A 26,150-nucleotide genomic window follows, 5' to 3' on the forward strand; every position below is an offset into this window, starting at 1 on the left:
GATGACCGCCACGCTGCGGGTGATGCTCGACCAGCTCACCGCTCCCACTGACGCCGACCTGGCCACCGCGTCGCGGCAGCTCGCGCTGGCGCTCATCGAGAGCGCCCCGCAGGGGTGCGAGGTCGAGGGCATCATCCCGAGCGCCGCCGAGGAGGCGTTCGCCGCCGCATCCCTCCCCGGCCTCGCGTCGGTGCATCGCACGGCGCTGGCCAGGCGCGAGATGGCCGCAGCGCTGCAGCTGGGCACCGCGGCGGGGATCGGCGACGGGATGATCCACTCCGCGACCCTCCTCGCCCCGCTCGTCAAGCACGACAGGCTGCACGACAACGACCAGACCGTCGTGACGCTGTGGGATCTGCGGCCGTGGGAGACGCCGGAGGAGCTGCCGCGGACGAGCGTCGCCTGGCACAGGGCCATGCTCAAGCGGGCGGTCAGGCACGCGGACGCCGTCGTCGTGCCGACGCACACCATCGCCGAGCGCCTGGCCGAGATCGCCCCGCTCCGCGAGCGCATCCGCGTCGTCACCGGCGCCGCGCCCGCAGACCTGCACGTGCCGACGGATGAGGTCGGACGCCGACGCGACCTCGGTCTTCCCGACGGCTTCGTCCTGCTCGCCGGCGGCACGGCGGAGTCGGACGCCCTGGCGACCGGACTCGGGGCGGTCGCCGCATCCGCCCTCGACATCCCGGTGGTCGTGATCGACGCGGGGGAGGGTGACGAGCCCGCGATCGCCGACCTGGCCGCCGCGTCGGGGCTGCCGGAGCGCCGCCTGCACGTGCGCGGGTCGCTCGAGGTCGCGAACCGCGCCGCCGTGTTCGCCGGGGCCGTCGCGTTCGTGGCGCCGTCGCGCCGCTCGTCGTTCCCCTGGCGGGTGCTCGACGCCCTGACGCTCGGGGTGCCTCTCATCGCGGCGGATTCGCCCGTGCACCGCGAGATCGTCGTGGACGGCGGGATGCTGGCGGGCGGCGACGATGCGAGCCCCGACGGCGATCGCGATCGGCTGGCCTTCGCGCTCATGCAGGCGCTCGAATCGACCACCGCCGTCGAGCGACTGGGGGTCCTCGCGGCCGACCGGGGCAGGGTGTTCTCGTGGCGCGAGGCGGCCGAGCGGGTCTGGCAGCTGCACGCGGATCTCTGACACTCTGAGAACGACCGAAGTTCACCCAGAGCTCGGCGTGTCTGACCGGAATCAAGATTCCCGGTGGTAATCATGCGTCACTTCCGCCACACTGTTCACATGCGTCCCCCGGCAGCAGCTCCCGTCCGCGCGCGCTCCTGGCTGTCCGTCGTCCTGGTCGCCGTCCTCGCGGTCGCCGGGATCGCGCTGATCGCGCCGGGTGATCGGGCCGAGGCCGCGGCGCTGCCGTCATCGATCCTCGAGGGCGGCTACATCATCAGTGACGCCGAGTTCTTCGACGGCGATGCGATGACGGCGGCGCAGATCCAGAGCTTCCTCAACTCCAAGGTCGGGTCGTGCAAGAGCGGCTACACCTGCCTGAAGAGCTTCAAGGGGACGATGGGCAAGAAGGCCGCGGACTCGTACTGCAAGGCCGTGGCCGCGAAGAGCAGCGCCACCGCTGCCCAGATCATCGCCGCCGTCGGCGTCGCCTGCAGCATCAACCCGAAGGTCATCCTGGTGATGCTCCAGAAGGAGCAGGGCCTCGTCACCTCCACCGCCCCGTCATCGTGGGCGTACCGGGCGGCGATGGGGCAGTCCTGCCCTGACACCGCGCCGTGCTCGGCGGCCGCAGCCGGCTTCATCAACCAGGTGTATCTCGGCGCGCGGCAGATGCAGGTGTACACGAAGAACCCGACGTCGTTCAACTACCGGGCGGGTCAGGTCAACACCATCCGCTGGAGCCCGACCGCGTCGTGCGGCACCTCGAAGGTGTACATCCAGAACCAGGCGACCGCCAACCTGTACATCTACACGCCGTACCGGCCGAACGTCGCGGCGCTGGCCGCCGGCTACGCCACGGGCGACAGCTGCTCGGCATACGGCAACCGCAACTTCTACAACTACTACGAGGCCTGGTTCGCGCCGTCCGCCTCGGCATCCACCGGCGCCCCCGCCCAGGTGCCCGCGTGCCAGCAGCCGCCCGCTGCCGACATCGCGTCCTCCAGCGGCACAGCCACGGTCACGTCGGCCACGCTCAACGCGCGCAAGGCGCCGACGATGGTGTGCTCGAGTGGCATGACGAGCCTCAAGAAGGGCGCGCAGGTCACGGTCACCGGGAAGTACGGGGCCTGGACGAAGGCGAAGACGGCCGCCGGTGCCACCGTGTGGCTGACCACGAGCTACCTGAAGACGTCGGGGACGACCGGCACGCCGGCAGGCTCCTCGAGTCCCTGCACCGCGCCGGCGAAGGCCAGCATCACCGCCGCGACGGGCACCGTGCAGGTCACCACCTCGACCCTCAATGTGCGCACAGCGCCCTCGACGTCGTGCGAGACCGGCAAGATCCAGCTCAAGCAGGGGGAGACGGCGACCCGCACGGGCACGTACGGCGTCTGGTGGCAGATCAGCGTCTCCGACAAGACCTACTGGGGTCACAGCGACTACCTCGCCGTGGTGAAGACGCCGACGCCCACGCCGACGCCGACGCCGACAGCCACCTCGACGCCGAAGCCGACCACGTCGGCGACGCCGAAGCCCACGGCGACGCCGAAGCCGACGGCGACGCCGAAGCCGACCGCGACGCCGACGGCGACGCCGAAGCCGACCGCGTCCCCCACGCCTACGCCCACCGCGACCGCGAACCCGTGCGCCGTCCCCGCGTCGGGGATCAAGAGCGCAAGCGGAACGTTCGTGGTGAGGTCCGGCACGGTCACCGCTCGCAAGGCTCCGTCGGCCTCCTGCTCGACGGGGACCCTGAAGGCGACCACCACCACCGTGATGACGCGCACCGGCATCTACAAGGACTTCACGCGGCTGAAGATCGGTTCGTCGACGCGCTGGGTCAAGACGACCGAGATCACGGCGGCGACCGTGCGCTACACGACGGCAAAGGTGAACTTCCGGGCGAAGGCGACGACATCGTCGACCTCCTACAAGATGCTCGCGAAGGGCACCAGGACGGTGCAGATCGGCACGAGCGGCGTGTGGCGCAAGGTCATCATCGGCTCGCAGGTCGGCTGGGTGCATTCCGCTTACCTGTCCAGGACCAAGCCGTCGACCTCGAGCACCGCAGCGAAGACGATGACCACGACCGCCACGGTCAACATGCGCGCCGGCGCCTCGACCTCGACGAAGGTCGTCGTGCTCTTGAACAAGGGCGCGAAGGTGACTGTCACCGGTACGAGCGGGGTGTGGCGCAAGGTCACGACCGGCACACGCACCGGGTGGGTGCACTCCGCCTACCTGAAGTGACGGGCGGCGCTCACCGTGGTGAGCGGGCTCTCAGCATCCCGTCCATTAGGATGGCTCGTGGCCTGTCACGGGTAGGGAATCCGGCGGCCGCAAGGACTTCTCTGTGACTACTCTCGACACGAGCGCGTTCGAAACCCCGGGGCGCGGACGCGGGCTGCTGGACGTCTTCAGGTATCGCTACCTGCTGCGCCTGCTGATCGGAAAGACCACGTCGCTGCGGTACCGCAACTCCGCGCTGGGCTGGTTCTGGTCGTACGTGCGCCCGACCGTGCAGTTCCTCGTCTACTACCTCATCGTCGGCCAGGTGATGGGGATGCACAGGAACGTCGAGTCGTTCCCGCTCTACCTGTTCAGCGGCATCGTGGTCGTGAACCTCTTCAATGAGGCGTTCGGGGCGGCCACGGGTTCGATCGTGAGCAACAAGGCGCTCGTGCGCAAGATCTATCTGCCGCGCGAGCTGTTCCCGATCGCCGCGATCGTCGGGGCGTTCATCCACTTCCTGCCGCAGCTGGCCATCCTGCTGGTCGTCTCGACGCTGGTCTTCGGCTACATCCCGTCGATCGCGTCGATCGGACTCGTGATCGGCGCGCTGGCGCTCGTCCTCGGCTTCATCATGGGGATCGGGCTGTTCTTCTCCGCCATCAACGTGCGGTACCGGGACGCCTCGAACGTCGTCGAGATCATCCGCACGATCGCGACCTGGTCGTCGCCGATCCTCTACACGTGGATCATGGTCTACGACATCACCGAGAACGTGCGGTGGCTCTTCAACCTCTACATGGCCAACCCGATCACCGTCGCGGTGGAGATGTTCCACCACGCGTTCTGGGAGCCGGCGGTGTCTGCGACCGATCGCCATGGCTGGCCGCCCGACATGGTCTGGCACGTCGCCTCGGCGGTGGGGATCGCGGTGTTCGCGCTCATCGTCGGCCAGTACGTCTTCCGTCGCTCCGAGCGCACGTTCGCACAGGACCTGTGATGCCCAAGACCAGCACCGAACCGCAGCCGCGCATCGTCGTCGACCACGTCTCCAAGTGGTTCAACAAGCGCAGCAGCCGCTCCTTCAAAGACGCGTTCATCAACTGGATCCGCCGCCGGCCGGTGCGCTCGCAGCAGTTCCAGGCCCTCAACGACGTGTCGTTCTCGATCGGCGAGGGTGAGTCGGTCGCCGTCATGGGCCTCAACGGGTCGGGGAAGTCGACGACGCTCAAGCTCGTCTCAGGTGTCCTCGAACCGGATGAGGGACGCATCCTCACGCGCGGTCGCGTCGCCGGTCTCATCGAGGTCGGCGCCGGCTTCCACCCGGACCTGACCGGTCGCGAGAACGTCTTCCTCAATGCCGCCATCCTCGGGATGACCGAGAAGGAGACGAAGGCGCGCTTCGACGAGATCGTGGCCTTCAGCGAGATCGGCGACTTCATCGACCAGGAGGTCAAGCACTACTCCTCCGGCATGTTCATGCGCCTCGCATTCAGCGTCGCCATCCATGTCGAGCTCGATGTGCTGCTCGTCGATGAGGTGCTCGCGGTGGGAGACGCCCCGTTCCGCGCGAAGTGCAACGCGAAGCTCAAGGAGCTGGCGCAGCGGGGAGTGACGATGATGGTCGTCAGCCACAGCAAGAGTCAGGTCAAGCAGCTGTGCAGCCGCGGCATCGTCATCCGCAAGGGCCAGGTCGTCTTCGACGGTCCGGTCGCCGAAGCGGTGGACGTGCTCGAGGGCAAGTAGGTCAGCGACCGCGGTTGCGGCGTCGCAGCCACGCGCCCGTGCGGACGCGGAGGACCCGGTGCGCCCGCGCGGTGGCGGACGCGGCCGCGGTGGCGACGCTGCGGACCGACGGACGGGCGGAGGTGCCGATCTCCACGTCCCTGACGCCGATGCGCAGTCCGATCCGCACATGGTCGCCCGCTCGCGGTGCCGTTCCCCGGTGGCGGTAGATCTCTCCGTCGCGCTCCAGGTGCGTCTCGGCGCCGGCGGCGACGAGGGTGAGGACTCCCGGCAGGATCGCCCGGTCGGCATCGTCACCCAGGTCCGCCAGCACCTCCGCCCGGAGGTGCGCGGGCAGGAGCTCGGCCAGGATCTCCGACACCGTGGACGACGGGGCGAGCTCGCGCCCGCCGCTGAGCAGGCGCACGCCCACGCCGTCACCGTCCAGCCACGCTCGCACGGTCACCTTCTCCAGTGCCCGATCGGCGGCGGCGAACTCGTCAATCGACAGGTGGCGGACCATGGCCGCGCCGATCCGCGTCCGCGAGCGGGTCGCCGGCGGGCCCGGCGCCGCGTAGTGCGTGCGCACGATGCGCTGGATCTCGTCGTAGAAGGCCTGACGTCGCGGCCGAGGCTGATCCCGGAAGAGGGGCGTGTACAGCCTGCCGATCAGCTCGACGCGGAGCCATCGGGCCATGAAGGCGTCGCGCTCCGGACCGGCGGGCAGCAGGCTCTCCACGATGTCGAGCACGTGATCGACCACCCCGTAGTAGTCGACGGGGTCGTACGGGCTGAAGCCGGCATTGCGGCCGTCGTCCCGGCTGATGTGGAAGTAGCAGTCGTAGTCGGCGTAGATCGAGATGACTTCGGCCCGCAGGTACGCGGTGGTGACGAAGACGTGATCCTCCAACCGGTGCCTGCCCTCGGGGAAGCGGAGCCCGATCTCGTCGAGGAAGGCGCGGCGGAACATCTTGTGCGGCGTCTGGCTGTTCTGCACCGAGTCCGTGCCGATCCGAGCCCGCGGCACGGAGCGCCGGAACAGCACGGTCGGCACGCTGCGCCTGATCCCGACCATCTTCCCGATCACCACGTCGGAGTGGTTCGCCCGCGCGTAGTCGTACAGGCGCTGCAGCGCCTCGTCGCCGAGCCAGTCATCCTGGTCGACGAACTGGATGTACTCGCCGCGGGCCTGCTCGATGCCGACGTTGCGCGGCTGCCCAGGCCAGCCGTGGTTCTCCTGATGGATGACGGCCGCGTCGGGACGACCGCTGCACCACTCGTCCAGGAGTTCCGCGGTGCCGTCGGTGGATCCGTCGTCGACGAAGATCGCCTCGACGCGGATGCCGTCGAGGATCTGCCGGTCGAGCGAGTCGAGCAGGGGCCGGAGGTACTCGCCCGGGTTGTACACCGGGACGACCACGCTGACCGCGACCGGCATGCTCACCCTCGAGCGGACAGGTACTCGGCGAGCGACGTGCGCCAGTCGGCCGGTGCGTATCCCGCAGCCTCGATCTTCGCCAGATCCAGCGCGCTGTTGCGCGGGCGCGGGGCGACGGGGGAGACCGCGCCGGAGAAGTACTCCTCGGTCGATACGGGCGTCACGCGTGCCGGGTCGTGGCCGCCGGCCGTGAAGACCGCCGCGGCGATCTCGGCCCACGAGGCGACGTCACCGCTGTTCGTGACGTCGTACACGCCGAAGGGCGAACCGCTCTCGAGCAGATGACGGATGCTGCGCGCGATCTCATCGGTGAAGGTCAGGCGTCCGAACTGGTCGTCGACGACCTTCGGGTCGATCCCGCGCTCGGCCAGGCTCGCCATCGTCCGGACGAAGTTGCCGCCCTCGCCGATCACCCAGCTCGTGCGGATGAGGTAGTGCCGCGGCGTCGTGGCGGCCGCGAGGTCGCCGGCCGCCTTCGTCTGGCCGTACACGCCCAGCGGGGCGGGCAGGTCGTCCTCGGCGTACGGCTGCGGCTTCGTGCCGTCGAAGACGTAGTCGCTCGACACGTGCACGAGGGTGATGCCGTTCTGGCTGGCGACGCGCGCGAGCGCCGCGACGGCGGTGGCGTTCGTCGCCCATGCCGCCGCGCGCCCCTCGGGGGTCTCGGCGGCATCCACGGCCGTGTAGGCGGCGGCGTTGATGATCGTGCCGTAGTCGCGCCAGCGTCGCGCGTCGGCGAGGTCGGGGGCGCGGAGGTCGAGCGTCGAGCGGTCGGCGTACTCGAGGTGCGGCGCGTCGCCGAACTCGGCGCGCAGCGCTCTGCCGAGCTGTCCGGTCGCGCCGGTCACCAGGGTCTTCCTCGGCGGGACGGGCGTCACCTCGGCGAGCACCGGGTGGCCCTTGTCCTTGTCGGAGACCTCGGCCTCGGACAGCGGGATGGGCCACGCGATGGCGGCGGTCTCGTCGGCGAGGTTGAGGAAGCTGTACGCCGCCTCGGGCGACCAGTGGTCGTTGACGAGGTAGGTGTACGCGGTGTCGGGCTCCAGCGTCTGGTACGAGTTGCCGACGCCGCGGGGCACGAAGATCGCCCGCGAGGGGTCGAGCTGCGTCGTGAACACGGCACCGAAGCTGGGGCCCTCGCGCAGGTCGACCCACGCCCCGAAGATGCGGCCGGTGGCGACCGACACCCACTTGTCCCACGGCTCGGCGTGGATGCCGCGGGTCGTGCCGACGGCGTCGTTGAACGAGACGTTGTTCTGCACGGGGCCGAAGTCGGGAAGACCCAGCGCGGTCATCTTCTCGCGCTGCCAGTTCTCCTTGAACCAGCCGCGGGCGTCGCCGTGCACCGGGAGGTCCCACACGACCAGCCCGGGGATGGGGGTCTGGCTCGGCTGCAGCGGCTTCCCGTATTCCGTCACCTACTGGCCCTTCGTGGCGTAGAAGGCTTCGACGCCGTCCTTGGCGGGCGCCCACCAGGCTTCGTTCGCGCGGTACCAGTCGATCGTCGCGGCGAGGCCCGCTTCGAAGTCGCGGTAGGTGGGGGTCCAGCCGAGCTCGGTGCGCAGGCGGGTGGAGTCGATGGCGTAGCGCAGGTCGTGGCCGGCGCGGTCGGTGACATGGTCGTAGGCGTCTGCGGGCCGGCCCATCAGCGTCAGGATGAGCTCGACGACAGCCTTGTTGTCCTTCTCGCCGTCGGCGCCGATGAGGTAGGTCTCACCGATGACCCCCTTGTCGAGGATGGTGAGCACGGCGGACGAGTGGTCGTCGGCGTGGATCCAGTCGCGCACGTTCTCGCCCGCGCCGTAGAGCTTGGGGCGGATGCCCCGGATCACGTTGGTGATCTGCCGGGGGATGAACTTCTCGACGTGCTGGTACGGGCCGTAGTTGTTGGAGCAGTTCGAGATGGTGGCCTGCACGCCGAACGAGCGCACCCAGGCCCGCACCAGGAGGTCCGAGCCCGCCTTGGTGGACGAGTACGGGGAGGACGGGTTGTACGGGGTCGATTCGGTGAACCGCGCAGGGTCGTCCAGCTCGAGGTCGCCGTACACCTCGTCGGTGGAGATGTGGTGGTAGCGGGTGCCGTGCCGGCGGGCGGCCTCCAGCAGCGTGTAGGTGCCGACGATGTTGGTGTCGAGGAACGGCCGAGGGTCGTGCAGCGAGTTGTCGTTGTGCGACTCCGCGGCGTAGTGGACGACCGCATCCGCATCGGCGAACAGCCCGTCGACGAGCTCGGCGTCGCAGATGTCGCCCTGGACGAACCGGAATCGGTCTTCGGGCAGCCCGTCCAGCGACGCCAGGTTGCCGGCGTAGGTGAGCTTGTCGAGCACGGTCACGTGATGAGCCGTGTGCTCGATCACGTGGTGCACGAAGTTGGATCCGATGAAACCGGCACCGCCGGTGACGAGCAGTCGGCTCATCAGCGTCCTCTCTCCAGGGTCTCCAACAGGTAGGTCCCGTACCCGCTCTTGGTCAGCTTCTCGGCCCGGACCCGCAGCTGGTCGTCGGTGAGGAACCCCTGCCGCCAGGCGACCTCCTCGGGTACGCCGATCGACATGCCGGTGCGGCGCTGCATCGTGCGGACGTAGTCGGCGGCGTCGGTCATCTGGTCGAACGTCCCGGTGTCCAGCCAGGCCGTGCCGCGCGGCAGGACCTCGACGGCGAGCTTGCCCCGGCGCAGGTACTCGGCGTTCACGTCGGTGATCTCGTACTCCCCGCGCGGGGAGGGCGCCAGACCGCGGGCGATCTCGACCACGTCGTTGTCGTAGAAGTACAGTCCGGGAACGGCATAGTTCGACTTCGGATGCGTGGGCTTCTCCTCGAGGGAGACCGCTCGACCGTCCGCATCGAACTCGACGACGCCGTACGCCTGCGGCTCGGCCACCCAGTACGCGAACACCGCGCCGCCGTCCACCTCCGCGTAGCGCTTGAGCTGTCGTCCGAGGCTCGGCCCGTAGAGCAGGTTGTCGCCGAGCACCAGCGCGACCTTGTCGTCGCCGATGAACTCCGCGCCGATCGTGAACGCCTGCGCCAGGCCGTCCGGAGAGGGCTGCCGCGCGAACGACAGCGAGACCCCGAACTGCGAGCCGTCGCCCAGCAGGTTCTCGAAGAACGGCGCATCATGCGGCGTCGTGATCACCAGGACGTCGCGGATGCCCGCGAGCATCAGCGTGGACAGCGGGTAGTAGATCATCGGCTTGTCGTAGACCGGGATCAGCTGCTTCGACACGCCGAGCGTGATCGGATGCAGACGCGTACCGGAACCGCCGGCCAGGATGATGCCCTTCACGAGACCCATCGTGGCATAGCCGGGGGTTCTCCCAAGGAAACGCAGATCTCGCGCTTGTTACGTCTGTTCAGTGCTTGCGCATCTGCTCGACCTGCACTGTGACGATCTGACCGGTGAGGTCGCTGGCGAGGACCTGAAGACTGACCGAGGCCACGTCGTCCGGATCGAGGAGCGAGTCCTCGGGTTCTTCGCCGAATGCCTTGGCCCGCATCGGGGTGCGCGTGCGCTGCGGATTGATGCAGTTGATGCGCACGCCGTCGGGCGCCCACTCCTCCGAGAGCGCCTGCGTCAGGTTGACGATGGCGGCCTTGCTCGCGGAGTAGACGCCGTAGTTCGCGCGTCCACGGGTGTGGGAGCTGGACGTGAACAGCAGCATCTGCCCACCGGTCTGCGCCAGGTATTTGTGTGCGGCGCGAGAGACGATCACCGGTGCGAGGAAGTTCGTCTCGATGCTCGCCTCGATGTGCTCCACGTCGGTCTCGGTCAGCGGGCCCATCTGCAGCACGCCGGCCGACATCACGACGAGGTCGATCCGCCCCGACCGCTGATGGGCCGCCTGCAGCGCTTCGTCCACCTGCTCGTGGGCGCGCACGTCGGTGCCCGTGCTCGAACGGCTGAACTCGTGGACCTCGGCGCCGGCCTGCGTCGCGAGATCGACGATGCTCTTGCCGATGCCGTAGCTGCCGCCGAAGACGACGACCACCTTCCCGCGAAGGTCCGGGAGCTCGTCGATGGCGGACAGGCTCTCCGACTGCAGCTGGAAGAGCTTGTCGGCGATGTGCACGTCGATCGGCTCGGTGATCTTCATGTTCTCGGCGGAACCCTCGACCACGTAGATCGGGACGTGCGGCAGGTAGGTGAACACCACGCCGCAGTCGTCGGTCGCGTGGAACGTCTTGTCCTGCTCGGCGAGCCGATACGCCTCGCGGATCGTGCCGAGCCGGAACGCCTGCGGCGTCTGGCCGCGGCGCAGGGTGGAGCGGTCCGGGATGTTCGTGATGTGCGAGGCGGCGTCGATCTCGATGATCGTGTCCGCCGAGGGGATCGCCACGTCCACGGCGTCGTAGTCGTCCAGCGCCTCGACGCAGTCCTCCAGGATGCGCTCGCCCACGAACGGTCGCACGGCGTCGTGGAGGATGACCTTGGTGGCAGGGTCGTCGCCCAGCACGGCGAGAGCGGCCTGCGTGGAGTCGTTGCGGCTGACTCCGCCCGGAATGATCCGGGTGAGCTTGGGGAAGCGCTCAGGGTCCTTGAGGGAGTCGAGCTCGCTGAGCGAACCCGCGTTCATCACGATGACGATCTCGTCGATCACCGGGCTCGCGTTGACGACGTCGAGCGTGTGCTCGACGATCGCCTTGCCCGCGATCTTGATGAGCTGCTTGGGGATGCCGAGGCCGACGCGGACGCCGATGCCGCCGGCGAGAATGACGGCGACGGTGCGGCTCGGGGGCATCGAGGTTTCCTAGCGGTGTGAGCGTGAGGGCTTCGATACATCCTATTGCGCGCGAGTTCTGCGCACCGCCCGGGGCTCTCAGGGTTCGCGATCCTATCGATGGCACAATCGTGTGGTGACAACCGACACGGCCACTCCGCCCCTGGAGCGCACTCGAGCAGAGCTGCGGCGGGGGCATGAGGTGCATTCCGGGGTGGACAGGCCGCGGAAGACCTCGAGCTTCCGGCCCGACATCCAGGGGCTCCGGGCGGTCGCCGTCGGCACGGTCCTGCTCTTCCACGCGAACCTCTCGCTGTTCCGCGGCGGGTTCGTGGGCGTCGACATCTTCTTCGTGATCTCCGGCTTCCTCATCACGGGAATCCTTCTGCGCGAAGCCCAGAGCACGGGGCGCATCCGCCTCGGCGACTTCTACGCGAAGCGTGCGCGCCGCATCCTGCCCGCGGCGACGGTCGTCCTGCTCGTCACCCTCGCGCTCACGGTGCTGATCCTCCCGCAGATCCGGTGGGAGTCGATCGGCATCGAGGCGATCGCGTCTGCCTTGTATGTCGTGAACTGGGTGTTCGCAGCCGGCACCGACTACCTGAACGCCGAGGTCGCTGCGAGCCCGCTGCAGCACTTCTGGACGCTGGCGGTCGAGGAGCAGTTCTACATCGTCTGGCCGCTGGTCCTCGTGGTGCTGCTCGCGCTGCTTCGGCGCAAGGCGAGGTCGGGGACGCTCTCAGACCGTGGCGCGGGCGCGGTCCGCGCGGCCCGCGTCGGCGTGCTGATGATCCTCGTGCCGTCGCTGCTGTACTCCATCTCCTACACCGCCATCGACCCTGCGCCCGCCTACTTCGTCACGACGACGAGACTGTGGGAACTCGCGATCGGCGCAGCGCTCGCCGTCTTCGCAGCCCAGGTGGCCCGCATTCCGCACTGGCTGGGTCACACCCTCGGCTGGGCCGGCCTTGCCGCGATCGTGGCCGCGACCCTGCTGTTCTCCCACTCCACGCCGTTCCCCGGCTATGCCGCTCTCGTGCCGACCCTCGGGGCCGCCGCGATCATCGCCGCGGGCATGAATGGAAGGGCCGAGGTCGGGGTCGGCCGGCTCCTCACTCTGAAGCCGATGCGCTGGATCGGCGACATCTCCTACTCGCTCTACCTGTGGCATTGGCCGCTCCTCGTCGTCGGCACGTTCCTGCTCGGCGGCGAGCTGCGCGCCCGATACGGGCTGCTGATCGTGGCATTCGCCGTGCTGCCGGCATGGCTGAGCTACCGGTTCATCGAGAAGCCCTTCCAGAACTGGCCCTGGCTGAAGCGATCGGTGCGTCGTTCGCTGCTGGGCGGAGTGAGCCTGATGGCGGTGACCGTCGTCTGCGCCTCGCTGGTCTACGTCACGCCGGGAAAGCTGAATCCGGAATACGACACCGCAGGCACCACGCAGAAGCTCGGCGCGGAGGCGCTGACCGACGACTTCGCGAACGACGATCTCGCGACCTTCACGGATGCGGGGAAGCCGGTCGACAAGGTCGAGGGCGGATTCACCCCCTCTGCCATCAACGCGCGCAAGGACAACACGGTCGTGTACGCGCTCGACTGCCATCTGGGCAGCCCCGAAGCCACCCCGAAGATCGACGGCTGCATCTTCGGTGATCCTGAGGGCGATGTGAGCGTGGTGCTGATCGGAGACTCGCACGCGGCCAACTGGGCGCCGCCGTACATCGCGCTCGCAGAGAAGTACGGCTGGAGGCTGCGGATCACGACCAAGGCCTCGTGCGGCTTCTCCGGCTCGAGTCAGGCCGATGCCAACGGCGGTGAGTACACCACGTGCAACGAGTGGAGCGCGACGAGCTTCGATCAGATCCTCGAGGAGAGCCCCGACCTGCTCATCACGGCGAACAGGTTCACTCGGGCGGCATGGCCGGTGGAACCCACGCGTGAGAAGGCGCGGCTCGCATACGCCGACGATCTCCACGACAATCTCCAGCGGATGAACGACGCGGGCATCGCGACGTTGGTGATGAACGCGACACCGCGGATGACCACGGATGTCCCCGAGTGCATGTCGGCGAACCCGGGCCACCTGACCGCGTGCGCGACGCCGCGAGAGGACGCATTCGGGCCGGGCAGCGGGTACGTGAAGCGCACGGTCAAGGGGCTCTCGGACGCGGACGTCATCGACATGAGCAACTGGGTCTGCCCGGACGCCGACGCGTGCGCTGCCGTCGTCGGGCACGTCGTGGTCTGGCGGGACTCTGCGCACTTCACCGAGACGTATGCGCGAACGCTGGCCGAGCCGCTCGAGGCCAAGCTGCGGCAGTCGGACCTGGCGCGCAGCGTGCTGTGGTGACTCTGACGCCTGGCCGTCCAGATAACGGGCAGAAGCCCCTGCGGTAAGATGTTGCGGTTGACCGCCGCAGCGTTGTGGATGAAGCGAAAAGTAACCAAGGAGACAATCAGAGGCATGCGGGACTACGACTACAGCGACCTCAAGGATCTCGCCGCCGACCCGGACCACAAAGCAGCCATGCTCGCCGTGCTGCTCGAGTTCGACAAGTTCTGCGAGGAGAACAACCTCACCTACTACCTCTCCGGCGGGACGCTGCTGGGTGCGGCGAGGCACAAGGGGTTCATCCCGTGGGATGACGACGTCGACGTCAACATGCCGAGGGCCGACTGCGAGAAGCTCATGGAGCTGTCCGGAGGCCGGATCGGCGACTTCGAGCTGGTTCCGCCGAACTCGTCGCCGAAGTACTTCGCCTACCACTGGAAGCTCTACTCCGAGGCGATCCTCGTCGCCAAGCGCACCAAGGGCGGGATCGGCAGCAAGGTCTACCCGATCTTCCTGGACATCTTCCCGATCGACGGCCTGCCCGACACGGAAGAGAAGAACGTCGAGCACTACGCCGAGATCAAGCGCAGGAAGGACCGCGTCCGCCACGCGCGCAACGTGCGCCGATACCGCGGTCTGAACCCCTACCGGCTCGTCCGCAACCGGCTCGCAACGCGCATCTACCGCCGCATGGGCGTGGGGCCGCTGTTCGACAAGGTCATCGAGCTCGCGACCTCGATTCCCTTCGAGAGCGCCGACCACGTCGGCGTGATGATGACCAACGTGCACACGACGGAAGAACGTGTCGTCAAGTCCGAGTACGCCCCGGTCATCAAGATGGAGTTCGAGGGCCACATGCTGTCGGCGCCGGCCGGATACGACACCTACCTCCGCCAGCTCTACGGGGCCAACTACATGGAGTGGCTGCCCGTGCACAAGCGGGTCCCGCGCCACGACTTCGTGACGTTCTTCTCCCACGGGCAGGGCGAGAAGCCGCGAGGCCTCGAAGCGCAGCTGGCCCGCGAAGAGCAGCGGGAAGCGGCCGAGGGCGATTCCCCGGTCGCGGATGATGACGAGATGCTAGACGAGATGGCCTGACGGGTGACGACGACCGAAAAGACGAAGAACGTGAAGATCGCCATCTGCGGGCTGGTCAAGAGCGAGAACCTCGGGGAGATGTTCATCGCCCGGAGCCTCGAGCATCTGATCTCTGACGGGCTCGAGCAGGCGGAGCCGGGCATCGAGATCGAGTACGTGGAGGTCGACCTCCTCGGCCGCAACGACGAGATCTTCGAGATCGCGGACGCCCGCGAGAGGCGACTGCGCAACTATTACGGCTACAGCGACAAGGGCAGGTTCACCGAGAAGGTGTTCCTCGACCTCCAGCGGCGCGGACGCAAGGCCAAGAGCAAGGCGACGCAGAACCTGATCAGCCGGGCGCGGCATCTGATCTGGAAGTTCGGTCGCAACTACCGCAACCGCCTCGCGAGCTACTTCGATCTGAAGCTCGAGGGCGTCGACTACATCGTGATCGACGGGGCCGGTCTCCTCGAGTACAGCTACAACGAGTACCACTGGTCGCTCCTGCTCATCAGCGAGTACGCCGAACGCCACGGACTCGAAGTCGTCTACAACGCGATCGGCCGGGCCGGGGCCTTCGACGAGCGGGACTTCGGCAGCACGATCCTCAAGCGCGCGATCCGCTCGTCCGCCGTCAAGTACGTGTCGGCACGGGACAACGTGACCGAGGTGCAGGCCTGCGCCGGCCCCGGACACACGGTCAAGCTGCTCGCGGATTCGGCCTTCTGGATGAAGGAGGCCTACGGCATCGACACGAGCATCGAGCGGAAGAAGATCGGCATCGGCCTCATCCGCGGCAACTCGCTCCAGGGCTACGGCGTCGAGTTCGGGTCCAAGGAGTGGACTGCGCTCTTCGCCGGGATCGCGACGGTCCTCGGCGAGCGCGGCTACGACTTCGAGTTCTTCACGAACGGGCTGCCGGGCGATGTCACCCTCGGCAAGAGGGTGCTGAAGAAGCTCCGGCTGCCCGACTCCTACCTGGTCGAACGGCCGGTCGATGACACCGTGCTGGTCGACACGATCAACGGCTACGAGGCCATCATCACGTGCCGGATGCACTCATCCATCGCGGCGTTCACCATGGGCGTCCCGTCGGTCATCCTGTCCTGGAACGACAAGGTCGAGAAGCTGATGGAGATCATCGGCTACCCCGAGCGCGCGATCCGGCAGAAGGATTTCCGGCCGGAGTACATCGTGGACAGCATGGAGAAGGCCAAGGCCGAGGGGATCGACGACGCGCTGCTGTCCGCCATGAAGGACAAGGCCAAGGAAAGCGTCAGCGACTACCTCGGGCTGATCCTCGCCGCACGGCACTGAACACCGTTCGATTCACTCTGGAGCTTCAAAGATGATCACAGCACTGTTGACGGCGGCGGGCACCGGTTCGCGGATGAAGCAAGACATCCCCAAGCAGTTCATGCATGTGAAGAACAAGCCGCTGATCGTCTACACGCTGGAGGCGTTCCAGGACCACCCCTCGATCGACGCGATCGTCGTCGTGACGCTTCCGTCCTGGATCGATGTCGTCACCGCCTACGCGAAGCAGTACGGCATCACCAAGCTGCAGGCGATCGTCCCAGGCGGCTCGACGGGCCAGGAGTCCATCCACAACGGCCTGGTGAAGATCCGGGAAGAGGGCGCAGGCGATGACGACGTGGTGATGATCCACGACGGCAACAGGTGCCTCGTGTCGTCGGAGATCATCTCGGACAGCGTCGCCGAGTTCAAGGCGAACGGCAGCGCGGTCGCGGCGATCCCCTGCGTCGAGGCGGTCTTCCGCAGCGACGACGAAGGAGTGTCGTCGACCGTGTCCATCCCGCGCGAGCAGCTGTTCCGCACCCAGACTCCGCACTCCTACACGCTGGGCAAGCTCATGTGGGCCCACGACGAGGCGAAGGTCCGTGGCATCGGAGACACGGCGGCATCGTGCGTGCTCATGCACGAGCTCGGTGAGACGGTCTACTTCTCGGCGGGTTCGGAGCAGAACCTGAAGATCACCACGATGGACGACCTCTACATCTTCGAGTCGATTCTCGACGCGCGGCATGCAGCTCGGTGACCTGACGATGAGCGGCGGGTCCTACGCGGATGACCTCCGCACGGCGTTCGAGAGCATTCCCGACGCGCGCGACCTCTTCAACACCCGCATCCTCGTGACCGGCGCGACCGGGATGATCTGCTCATCGATCGTCGATGTGCTGCTCTTCATGAACCGCGAGCTGGGCGCGAACATCACCGTGTACGTCGCCGGGCGCAGCGCGCAGGACGCTGCTGACCGCTTCCGCAGCCTGTCGACGGACGACGACGAGCTCGTCTTCGTGCCGTACGACGCGACGTCGGGCGAGGCGGTCGCCCTGGACACGGATCTCGACTACATCATCCACGGCGCCAGCAACGCGAACCCCGCGATGTACATGCAGCTCCCCGTGGAGACGATGCTCGCGAACATCGTCGGCCTCTCGGCGATGTTCAACCTGGGCCGTGCGACGTCGGTCCGTCGGCTCCTCTACATCTCCTCGAGCGAGGTGTACGGGCAGAAGGAGGGGACGCATCCCTTCGCGGAGAACGACTTCGGATACCTCGACATCCTGAACCAGCGTGCCGGCTACCCGTCGTCCAAGCGCGCGGGAGAGTCGCTGTGCGTGGCCTACGGCATGGAATACGGCATCGATTCGGTGATCGTCCGGCCGGGCCACATCTACGGGCCCTCCATCAGGCCGTCGGACAATCGCGTGACGGCCGAGGTGACCCGGCGGGCCGTCGCCGGCGAGGACGTGGTCCTGAAGAGCAAGGGAAGCCAGCTCCGCTCGCACTGCTACTCGCTCGATTGCGCATCCGCCATCCTCACCGTTCTCCTGCGCGGAGAGCCGGCGAACGCCTACAACATCTCGAATCCGCACTCGATCTCGTCGATCCGCGACATGGCCGAGGCCATCGCGAAGGCGGGCGGAGTGAACGTCCGCTACGACATCCCGGAGAGCGCGGGTGCGGTCGTCCACAACCTCATGGAGAACTCCTCGCTGTCCTCGGACAAGCTGGAGGCTCTCGGGTGGATGCCCGCCTTCGACCTCGAGCGCGGTGCCGAACGGATGATGGCGGTGCTGAAGGACCCGGACGGCCCGTTCTCGGTCTAGCTAGCCGCCGATCTGCCTGCGCTCGATCACATCGAAGAACGCGCGGCAGATGTAGTAGTCCTCGGCGGTGGTGATCTTGATGTTCGACCGCGGTCCGGGCACGCGGAACAGCGGGTGCCCGAACCGTCGCAGCAGGGTGGCGGTGTCGATCGAGTCGTCGTCACCCTCTGCCACCGCACGGTCGTAGATCTCGAGTGCCGTGCTCAGGCGCAGGCTCTGAGGAGCCTGAGCGATGTAGAGGAAGTCGCGGGGGAGCACCTCGTCGATCTCCTCACCCGACGCGGAGACGATGGTCTCGTTGCCCTTGGTGCACGTGATCGCCGAGCCGCGTTCCCGCACGGTCTGGATGTTGTCGGAGATCAGCTGGGCGTCGATCAGCGGGCGCACGCCGTCGTGGACGAGCACGACGCTGTCTCCGGGGCATTCGTCCGCGACGGCCCGGATGGCCCGGTGCCGGGATTCCTGGCCGGTCGCGCCGCCATCGACGATCCACTTCACCTTGGTGAGCTCGTATCGTGCGACGAGCTGCGCGAAGCGCTCCCGCCACTCCGGAAGGATCGCAACGGCGACGCCGTCGATGTCGGGGTGGTCCTGGAAGTGCTGGATCGTGTGCACGATCAGCGGGGTCCCGTGGATCTCGAGGAACTGCTTCGGCAGCGTGGCCGAAGACATCCGGGAGCCGATGCCACCCGCGAAGATCACCGCAACGTTCATCGTTCTCCCGTTTCCGTCGCTGCCCCGTGACGCTCATCGAGGATGAGCCAGTCGATCACGCGATCCGCAGCGTCCGTATCGATTCTGTCGAAGTTCTCCGCCCGGAAGCGAGCGAGCTTCTCCTGCTCGAAGTCGCCGTCCCGGATCGCGCGGATGACCTCGTCGAAGGTCTCGCACACACGGCCGGGAGCGGTCTCCTCGTACGGGCGGTGGAAGCCGCGGGTCGCCGCGTAGAGCGCCTTGTCCGGCGCGAAGAACAGCATGGGGCGGTCGAGCAGCGCGAACTCGTAGATGATCGACGAGTAGTCGGTGATCAGGAGGTCTGTGACGTGCAGCAGACCGAGCCCGTCGGGGTACCGTGTGACGTCGAAGAAGCGGTCGCGGTACTGCTCGGGGATCGCGATCAGGTCCTTGACGAAGTGGTGCATCCGGAACAGCACGACGGTGTCGGGCGGGCATGCCGCGTACAGGGCGTCGAGGTCGATGAGGTCGTAGTCGTAGAACGCCGTGTGGTAGGAGCTTCCTCGGAATGTCGGCGCGAAGAGGATGATGCGCTTGCCGCGCAGCTGCGGGTACTGTGCGTAGAACGCCTCCGTGGACGACGCCGTGCGCTCCTCGTCGAGGAACCAGTCGATCCGTGGCAGCCCGGTCGGGATCACGGCATCCGCTTCGATGCCGAAGGCCTCCGCGTACACGTCCCGCAGGTGCTCGGAGCCGCTGATCGCGTAGGTGTACTGGCGGTGCGGCTGCCTGAGCTTCGGTGAATCGGTGCTGCCGAAGCGGCTGTAGCCGACCGATTTGAAGCCGCTCCCGGCATGCCACAGCTGGATGACACGGCTGCGCCGGTCGATGGTGACGCTGTTGAGCAGTCCGAAGTAGTCGTCGAGCAGGATGATCTCGCTCGTGGCCAGGAGGTACAGGATGCGCGCGGTCGTCCGCCATCCCGTCGTGCCGGGAAGCCGGAAGGAGGAGCGGATGTCGAACTGCGTGTCGAGTCCGCGTTCGATCATGCGCTCGTGGACGCGGAGGAGGTTGCCCTCCATCGACGGCTGCTGGTCGGAGGCGAAGAGGATCCTCCCCGGCTTCGGCCCGATGACGCGGGCGATGACGTCGTAGACCGTACGCGTGTACCTCCGCCGGGCATGAGTGCCGAGGACCTTCGCCGCCGTGCGTCTGAGGACCGAGCGCGTCTTCGCCGGGGAACGGTGCAGGTGATTCGTGTGGATCAGGAAGTCGAGGCGGGAGGCGTCGTCGGGGTTCTCGTCGACACTGTAGGAGACCGTCAGGGCCGAGCGGTTCCCGTCGTAGAGGAAGACCCGCGATGCCTGATCGAGATACTCGAGTTCGCCGCCGTCGTAGGACGCGACGGGGCCGGGCGCCCCACCGAGGCGCGACTGGATGCGCCAGGTGCCGTTGGGGATGGCTTCGCGGCCCTCGAAGGTCGTGACGTTGACGCGGATGGCGAACGAGCCGCTGCCTTCGTCGGTGGCGGGCGCGTCGTACACGCGCTCGCCGTCGGCGAAGGCGAACGAGACGGCAGGTGCTCCCGCGCCCGCTGCGCCGGCAGGAGGGGCGAGCCGCAGCCGGATCGTCATGTGGATGCGCTCCCAGGCGATGCCGGTCACTTCGAGCACGCCGCCGCGGCCCTGCTGCTCGGTGTTCACGGCATCAGCTCTTCGATGCGGTCGACGATGCGGGACGCCGCGCTGCCGTCGTCGATGCTGCTGCTCGTCTGCAGGAACTGCTCGACGGCGCGGGTGTGGGCAGCCTGGTCGAACTGCGCGATGCTGCTGAGCAGCTCCTGGTTCGAGGTCGCGGTGGGGAGCGGGACGCCCGCAGGAGCGGGCCCCGCGGCGTGCGGGGAGAACAGGAATGCCGGCTTGCGCGTGAGGAGGTAGTCGGGAATCCAGCGGGAGTGATCGGTCATGCCCGCGTCGGCGACGACGAGCAGCTCCTGCAGATCCGGATAGAAGGAGGCGTCGTGGCAGAACGACGGCAGCCCGGCCAGCCAGAGGTCCGACTGCGTCCTGCTGGTGGCGTGCGTGCGGATCACGACGTCCCAGGTGCCGCCGAACGTCGTGGAGAGCGCCGCACGCACCGCGACGATGTCGATCCCGCTGAGCGGCGCCGCCCTGGTGTCGTCGCCGCTCGCCGGGTCGTACAGCAGGAACTTCTGACCACGGTCGGCGATGCCGAGCCGGGCGAGCACCTTCTTCCGCAGCCGATCCGCCGTCTCCTGAGACGTGTCGAGGAGGATGTCGTTGCGCGCGTGGCCGAGCGTCGTCCCGATGGTGCCGTGCCCGATCTCCAGCCAGCGCTGAGCGGGCCCCTTCACCGCGCCGCTCTCCTGCAGCGAACGTCCGTCCTGGATCACGACCGTGGCGCCCGCGACCGCCCGGAAGAAGCCCGCCGTGGCGTGCCGGACGAATCGGAACTCGCGCGGGAACGGTCCGACCGAGTGATCGCGGAGCACCCATGTGATCTTGTAGGGCGCGCCCCGGCGGAGGAGCTCCTCTGCGATGTACTTCGGGTCGCCGGTGTACTCGCCGTGCCGCTCGATGAGGACGATCGACGTCGGGTCGACGCGGGTCCTGGTCGCCACCATGCGCTTCCCGAACCTCGACAGCCACCTGTCGATCCGCGAGGTGACGCCCTCCTGGATGAGGATCCTCAGTGCGCGCACGGCGAGATGGACGGCCCGCACGAGGATCTCGACGATGCGGAAGACGCTGCCGACGATCAGGGTGACGAGCTTCCCCTCGATCAGTGTGTTGATCATGGCTTCCTCTGTGGCACGCTCTCGACGAAACCGGCGAGCTGACGACGCGTTCGTTCCCGCAGCTCCTCGCGCCGTTCCCGGTCGGGCTCGGGGAGGTCGTTGCTCACGAGCAGGCGCGCGATCTTCGCGACGTCGAGTTCGTGCTCATCGAAGTATCTGTCGCGCAGGCCGGTGATCTCCGTCAGGAACTGGAGCTTCTCACCCCAGATGAGTCCCACGACGGGCACGTCGATCGCGTACGCCGTGATCCCGGCGTGCATGCGCGCGCTCAGGATGATGTCGAAGCCGGCCACGAGATTGACGAACTGCGCTGAGGTCGTCGGCCTCTCCACCAGCTGCTCGCTGCGCAGATTCATGCTCGAGACCAGTGACCTGCCGAACGTCTGGTCGACCGTCATCCCGTTCGAGAACAGGAAGAAGTCGGCGTCGAGGCGCTGGAGCTCCGCGATGAGGCTCCGGTAGAAGTTGACGACGGCGTCCGGCGAGATGTCTCCGCCGTACACGGAGAAGTTCTTGGGGTTGATGAGGTTGATGCCGATCCGGGTGCCGGTCCGGCCGGCCGCCATGCCGGCGCTCTCATCGACGATCCCCATGTCCTTCAGCCAGAACACCGGATCGCCGACGCGCTCCGTGACGGTGCTCGTCTTGGTGACGTAGTGGTCGTTCAGTGTGTCGATGTCGTCACGCGTGGTGATGACCTTCACATTGTCGAAGTTCAGCGCCTTCTTCAGCCGCTGGCACCTGATGTCCGTCTCGCTGTAGCCTTCGACGCCGACCGCGTTCATCATCACCGGGATACCGCGCTTGCGGGCGGTCTTGAGGATGAGCTCGTCGATGTAGTTCAGGCCCTGCGTCTTGAACTTGATGAACCCGCCCCCGGTGAAGACGACCGCATCGAGGTCCTTGATCCGCTCCTCGAAGTACCAGCCGAGCTTGGTCTTCCAGTAGAGGTAGTTGTAGCGATAGGCGATGCGCTGACCACGGAAGACCGACAGGATCGGCCGCTGGAAGACCTTCATCACCGCCGCGGCACGGAAGTTCACGCGGCGCATCCCCGAGCGGACGCCCTCATCGCTCGGATCGACGTCGATGTCGACGAGCATCGTGTCGGGATCGTGGGTGCGCAGCAGGAACTTCGATGCCTCGACCAGGAGGTAGTCGCCGACGTTCTCGTTGGTCAGCAGACCGACGACGCCTATTGTTCTCCTCACCGTCCGATCCTATGCGCCGACGCGGTCGTCGACCGCTGCCAGGAGGCGCCGCGCGATGCTCCGGGCGCACGCGTCGGGCTCGGTGGCGTCGGCGGGCACCTGCACCCATCTCGCGGCGAAGGCGGCAGCATCCGCCGTCGTCGCCTCAGCGGCGGAGACGGCACGGGCGAGCGCGGGAACGTCGCGGACGATGGGCCCAGGCAGGTCGAGACGGTAGTCGAGGTAGAAATCGCGCGAGTCGAGGTAGTCGTCGAGGTCGGGGGTGAGGAAGTAGCTGGGCACCCCCACGACGGCCGCCTCGTAGAGCACGGACGAGTAGTCGGTGATGAGCACATCGGCGACGTGCAGCAGATCCTGCGTCGAGAATCCCGCTGCCAGGTCGACGTCGGGACCGAAGTCCGCCGACATCAGCGGATGCAGCTTGACCACGGTGTGCAGGCCGATGGCGGCCAGTGCCCTGGTCAGCTCCGCCGGGTCGGCCGTGACCGTGCCGTCGAGACGGAAGGTGGGGGCGAACACGGCGACGCGGGCGTCGCGCAGCTGCGGGTGCGCCGCGTAGATGCGCTCCCGCAGGGCCGCGGCCTCGACGTCGTCCCGCAGATGGTCGACCCGGGGGAGGGGCGCCACCACGACCTTCTCGATCGGCGTTCCGAAGGCCTCCGCGTAGGCGGGACGGCACTCCTCTGCGCTGGTGAGCACGACGTCGTACCCCTCGTGCATCCGCATGGCGCGGGCGAGGCGCTCGTCGCGGCCCTCGTCCTGACCCAGGATGCTGAGGCCGAACTTCTTGAACGCCCCCAGAGCATGCCAGATCTGCACGACCGTGAGCTCGCGGCGGTGCCGCGGCACGCTGGCGACGATCGCGTAGGTGTCGACGACCAGCACGCGAGCGGTGGCCACGTGGTAGAGCTGACGCAGCATGTGGAAGGCGTAGCCGACCTTGGCGATGATCCCCGGCGGCATCATCTTCACCAGCATGACCACACGGACGGACGGGTCCAGACGCTGCAGCGCGTCGGCGATGTCGGCGAAATCCGCGGGCACGGTGGGGTGCTCGCGGCTGATCATCACCACCTTGCGCTGGAGGGGGAGGAGCTTCAGCGGGGCGTAGACGGCGCGCACCCCGAGGCGTGCGAGGGCGGCGGCGGTGAGCCACACCCACATCCGGGAGTTCGCCCGAGTGGGTGCGGGGGTGCTGCCGCCGGGCGCGACCGGTGCGACCTCTGCGTGCGGCGCGGGTCTGCGCAGGATGATCTCGCGCACGATGCGCTCGCTCGAGCGCCCGTCGCACGCGCCCATGAACCGTTCGACGAACGCGGCGGCCGCCTGGTCCACCGCCGCTGTGGTGATCGCATCGGCCAGCTCGCCGGAGCGGCGCACGACAGGGCCGGTGACGTACTGCGGGAACGGATAGTAGAAGTCCCGGTCCGCGGTGTACTGCTCGAGATCGGGGCAGAAGAACACGATCGGGCGCCCCAGCAGGGCGAACTCGAAGATGGCCGACGAGTAGTCCGTCACCAGCACATCCGCGGCCATCATCAGCTCGGTGATCTCACGGTCGTCCGTGACGTCGACGACCTTGGTCACGTCAGGCCGGGCCGATCGCAGCGACGGCACGAACGGGTGCATCTTCACGAGCAGTGTCCAGCCCGGCCCGAGGCGAGTGCCCAGGTCGTCCCAGTCGACGCTGTCGTAGTCGAAGTGCGCCGTCAGCTGTCCGTTCCCGCGGAAGGTCGGGGCGAACAGGGCGATCTTCGACGCGTCCGGGATGCCGTAACGCTCGCGCACGGCGGCGGCCGACGCGGCGATCGTCGCCGCATCGAAGAACGCGTCGGTGCGGGGCACCCCCAGCGCGTGCACGCGCTCGACGGGGATGTCGAACGCCTCCGCGTAGTCGCCGCGGATCGACTCGGCGCTCACCGTCGCGTCCGTGTAGTTGCGGTGCGCGAGCGTTCCGGCGGCAGGGCCGCCCGGCAGGCCCGCGCGGCTGTACCCGACCCGCTTGAACGCGCCGGCGGCGTGCCACACCTGCAGCAGCCGCGTGCCGCGACGGATGCGGGAGGGATAGATCAGCGGATACAGATCGTCGAGCACGATCGTGTGCGCCGAGGCCATCAGCCACGGCAGCCGCACGAGGTCCGACAGGGGTCGACGGGCCCGCAGGCGCGGCTTGAACACGCCGATGACGTCGGCATCCGGTTCCTGACGGAGGATCTCGTCGCGGAGGAAGGCGAAGTTGCCGCTGAACCCCGCGCGGGAGTCGGAGAGGAACAGCACACGGTCGGCGCGCACGGGGCGCACCATGCGGGCGAGAGCATACGTCGCGGTGTAGGGGAAGAACCGCCATCGCTGCAGCAGCGCGCTGCGCCGCAGGATGCTGCGGAGGCTGGTCTCTGCCACGACTCCCTCTCAGAAAACCCCGGGCCGTTCCCGAACGGTCGATTCTACCCGGCGCCTTTCTGGACACCTTCTGTTCACCCGCCCTGGGCAGACTCCTCGCCATGGATCTTCTCGTGGTGGGCTCCGGCCTGTTCGGGCTCACCGTCGCCGAGCGGGCAGCTGATGCGGGCCGCAGAGTCGTGATCATCGACCGACGCGACCACCTCGGCGGCAACGCCTACAGCGAGGCCGACCCGGACACCGGCATCGAGGTCCACCGGTACGGCGCGCACCTGTTCCACACGTCGAACCCGACCGTGTGGGAGTACGTCAACCGGTTCACGACCTTCACCGCCTACGTGCACAGGGTCTACACGAACCACCGCGGCGTCGTGTACCCCCTGCCGATCAACCTCGGCACCATCAACCAGTTCTTCTCCGCCGCCCACACTCCCGACCAGGCCAGGTCGCTCGTTCAGGAGCTCGCGGGGGAGTTCGACCAGAAGGCCGCCCGCAATCTCGAGGAGCGCGCGATCGGGCTGATCGGCCGGCCGCTGTACGAGGCGTTCATCCGCGACTACACCGCCAAGCAGTGGCAGACCGACCCGCGTGAGCTGCCCGCGGAGGTGATCAGCCGGCTGCCCGTGCGCTACACCTACGACAACCGCTACTTCAACGACACGTGGGAGGGGCTGCCCACCGACGGCTACACCGCGTGGCTCGAGCGGATGGCCGACCATCCCCGCATCGAGGTGCGCCTGTCCACGGACTTCTTCGACGACCGTCAGCCCGCCAACCGGCGCGCCACGGTCGGCCAGGTGCCGATCGTCTACACCGGGGCGATCGACCGCTACTTCGACTATGCGGCCGGCGAACTGGGCTGGCGCACCCTCGACTTCGAGCGGGAGGTCCTGCCGGTGGGCGACTTCCAGGGCACGAGCGTCATGAACTACGCCGACGCCGACGTGCCCTACACCCGGATCCACGAGTTCCGGCACTTCCACCCGGAGCGGGCCGACCGGTATCCGTCCGACCGCACCGTGGTCATGCGCGAATTCTCCCGCTTCGCCGGGCGCGACGACGAGCCGTACTACCCGGTGGGCACCCCGGCGGATCGGGCGGGTCTGCTGGCGTACCGCGACCTGGCCGCGGGCGAGCAGGGCGTGCATTTCGGCGGGCGTCTGGGCACCTACCAGTACCTCGACATGCACATGGCGATCGGGTCCGCGCTGTCGATGTGGCGCAACGTGCTCTGCGCGGGCGACGGCGCGGCGTAGCCTCACCGTCCGAG

The 26,150-nt window shown here is 67.8% G+C and carries 20 protein-coding genes; 10 read left to right on the forward strand and 10 right to left on the reverse strand.

Annotated features, from left to right (window positions below; all coding sequences use genetic code 11):
• Position 1 precedes the first annotated feature (1 nt).
• The 4 genes from Microterr_RS03430 to Microterr_RS03445 all read left to right on the forward strand — a co-directional run bounded on the left by Microterr_RS03430 (position 2) and on the right by Microterr_RS03445 (position 5,095).
• Positions 2–1,138: a glycosyltransferase gene (locus tag Microterr_RS03430; RefSeq protein WP_263796127.1), complete on the forward strand. Its 1,137-nt coding sequence runs from the start codon at positions 2–4 to the stop codon at positions 1,136–1,138.
• A 99-nt stretch (positions 1,139–1,237) separates the two neighbouring features.
• Positions 1,238–3,370 carry an SH3 domain-containing protein gene (locus tag Microterr_RS03435; protein WP_263796126.1) on the forward strand — a complete coding sequence of 711 codons (2,133 nt, stop codon included), beginning with the start codon at positions 1,238–1,240 and terminating at the stop codon, positions 3,368–3,370.
• Between the two features lie 103 nt (positions 3,371–3,473).
• Positions 3,474–4,349 carry an ABC transporter permease gene (locus tag Microterr_RS03440; RefSeq protein WP_263796125.1) on the forward strand — a complete coding sequence of 292 codons (876 nt, stop codon included), beginning with the start codon at positions 3,474–3,476 and terminating at the stop codon, positions 4,347–4,349.
• On the forward strand, positions 4,349–5,095 hold the full coding sequence (locus Microterr_RS03445) for an ABC transporter ATP-binding protein (RefSeq protein ID WP_263796124.1): 747 nt from the start codon (positions 4,349–4,351) through the stop codon (positions 5,093–5,095). The genes Microterr_RS03440 and Microterr_RS03445 overlap by 1 nt, the downstream gene beginning before the upstream one ends.
• 1 nt (position 5,096) lies before the next feature.
• Here Microterr_RS03445 and Microterr_RS03450 read toward each other — a convergent pair whose 3' ends face one another.
• The 5 genes from Microterr_RS03450 to Microterr_RS03470 all read right to left on the reverse strand — a co-directional run bounded on the left by Microterr_RS03450 (position 5,097) and on the right by Microterr_RS03470 (position 11,251).
• Positions 5,097–6,512 carry a glycosyltransferase family 2 protein gene (locus Microterr_RS03450; protein WP_263796123.1) on the reverse strand — a complete coding sequence of 472 codons (1,416 nt, stop codon included), beginning with the start codon at positions 6,510–6,512 and terminating at the stop codon, positions 5,097–5,099.
• Between the two features lie 2 nt (positions 6,513–6,514).
• Positions 6,515–7,930, reverse strand: a complete 1,416-nt coding sequence (gene rfbD, locus Microterr_RS03455; RefSeq protein WP_263796122.1) for a dTDP-4-dehydrorhamnose reductase — start codon at positions 7,928–7,930, stop codon at positions 6,515–6,517.
• Positions 7,931–8,929 carry a dTDP-glucose 4,6-dehydratase gene (gene rfbB / locus Microterr_RS03460; protein WP_263796121.1) on the reverse strand — a complete coding sequence of 333 codons (999 nt, stop codon included), beginning with the start codon at positions 8,927–8,929 and terminating at the stop codon, positions 7,931–7,933.
• Positions 8,929–9,798, reverse strand: coding sequence for a glucose-1-phosphate thymidylyltransferase RfbA (rfbA, locus tag Microterr_RS03465; protein WP_263796120.1), 870 nt, complete (start codon positions 9,796–9,798; stop codon positions 8,929–8,931). The genes rfbB and rfbA overlap by 1 nt, the downstream gene beginning before the upstream one ends.
• Positions 9,799–9,865: 67 nt before the next feature.
• Positions 9,866–11,251, reverse strand: coding sequence for a bifunctional cytidylyltransferase/SDR family oxidoreductase (locus Microterr_RS03470; RefSeq protein WP_263796119.1), 1,386 nt, complete (start codon positions 11,249–11,251; stop codon positions 9,866–9,868).
• Positions 11,252–11,366: 115 nt separating this feature from the next.
• On the opposite strand from Microterr_RS03470, the gene Microterr_RS03475 reads away from it, so the two are divergent.
• From Microterr_RS03475 to Microterr_RS03495, 5 genes are all read left to right on the forward strand, one after another.
• On the forward strand, positions 11,367–13,580 hold the full coding sequence (locus Microterr_RS03475; protein ID WP_263796118.1) for an acyltransferase family protein: 2,214 nt from the start codon (positions 11,367–11,369) through the stop codon (positions 13,578–13,580).
• A 114-nt stretch (positions 13,581–13,694) separates the two neighbouring features.
• A complete protein-coding gene (locus Microterr_RS03480) occupies positions 13,695–14,660 on the forward strand; it encodes a LicD family protein (RefSeq protein ID WP_263796117.1) in 966 nt (321 codons plus the stop codon).
• Positions 14,661–14,663: 3 nt separating this feature from the next.
• The gene (locus tag Microterr_RS03485) at positions 14,664–15,959 is read left to right on the forward strand and encodes a polysaccharide pyruvyl transferase family protein (protein WP_263796116.1); all 1,296 of its coding nucleotides are present in this window, start codon (positions 14,664–14,666) and stop codon (positions 15,957–15,959) included.
• 31 nt (positions 15,960–15,990) lie between these two features.
• Complete coding sequence (locus Microterr_RS03490; protein ID WP_263796115.1) at positions 15,991–16,701, forward strand: IspD/TarI family cytidylyltransferase; 711 nt, start codon at positions 15,991–15,993, stop codon at positions 16,699–16,701.
• Positions 16,688–17,776 (forward strand): NAD-dependent epimerase/dehydratase family protein, encoded by a 1,089-nt coding sequence (locus tag Microterr_RS03495; RefSeq protein ID WP_263796114.1) that lies wholly within the window; start codon positions 16,688–16,690, stop codon positions 17,774–17,776. The genes Microterr_RS03490 and Microterr_RS03495 overlap by 14 nt, the downstream gene beginning before the upstream one ends.
• Here the strand turns inward: Microterr_RS03495 and Microterr_RS03500 are convergent, their stop codons facing one another.
• Genes Microterr_RS03500 through Microterr_RS03520 form a run of 5 tightly spaced genes read right to left on the reverse strand, consistent with a single transcriptional unit; the run spans position 17,777 to position 24,880 of the window.
• A complete protein-coding gene (locus tag Microterr_RS03500; RefSeq protein WP_263796113.1) occupies positions 17,777–18,490 on the reverse strand; it encodes an IspD/TarI family cytidylyltransferase in 714 nt (237 codons plus the stop codon).
• On the reverse strand, positions 18,487–20,154 hold the full coding sequence (locus Microterr_RS03505) for a CDP-glycerol glycerophosphotransferase family protein (RefSeq protein ID WP_263796112.1): 1,668 nt from the start codon (positions 20,152–20,154) through the stop codon (positions 18,487–18,489). Before Microterr_RS03505 ends, Microterr_RS03500 begins: the two co-directional genes overlap by 4 nt.
• Positions 20,151–21,269: a CDP-glycerol glycerophosphotransferase family protein gene (locus Microterr_RS03510; protein WP_263796111.1), complete on the reverse strand. Its 1,119-nt coding sequence runs from the start codon at positions 21,267–21,269 to the stop codon at positions 20,151–20,153. Before Microterr_RS03510 ends, Microterr_RS03505 begins: the two co-directional genes overlap by 4 nt.
• The gene (locus tag Microterr_RS03515) at positions 21,266–22,480 is read right to left on the reverse strand and encodes a polysaccharide pyruvyl transferase family protein (RefSeq protein ID WP_263796110.1); all 1,215 of its coding nucleotides are present in this window, start codon (positions 22,478–22,480) and stop codon (positions 21,266–21,268) included. Before Microterr_RS03515 ends, Microterr_RS03510 begins: the two co-directional genes overlap by 4 nt.
• A 9-nt stretch (positions 22,481–22,489) precedes the next feature.
• Positions 22,490–24,880, reverse strand: a complete 2,391-nt coding sequence (locus Microterr_RS03520) for a CDP-glycerol glycerophosphotransferase family protein (RefSeq protein ID WP_263796109.1) — start codon at positions 24,878–24,880, stop codon at positions 22,490–22,492.
• Between the two features lie 101 nt (positions 24,881–24,981).
• Here Microterr_RS03520 and glf point away from each other — a divergent pair, with 101 nt between their 5' ends.
• Positions 24,982–26,136, forward strand: coding sequence for a UDP-galactopyranose mutase (gene glf, locus Microterr_RS03525; protein ID WP_263796108.1), 1,155 nt, complete (start codon positions 24,982–24,984; stop codon positions 26,134–26,136).
• The last annotated feature ends 14 nt before the right edge of the window (positions 26,137–26,150 follow it).

Source organism: Microbacterium terricola (assembly GCF_027943945.1).
Lineage (GTDB): Bacteria > Actinomycetota > Actinomycetes > Actinomycetales > Microbacteriaceae > Microbacterium > Microbacterium terricola.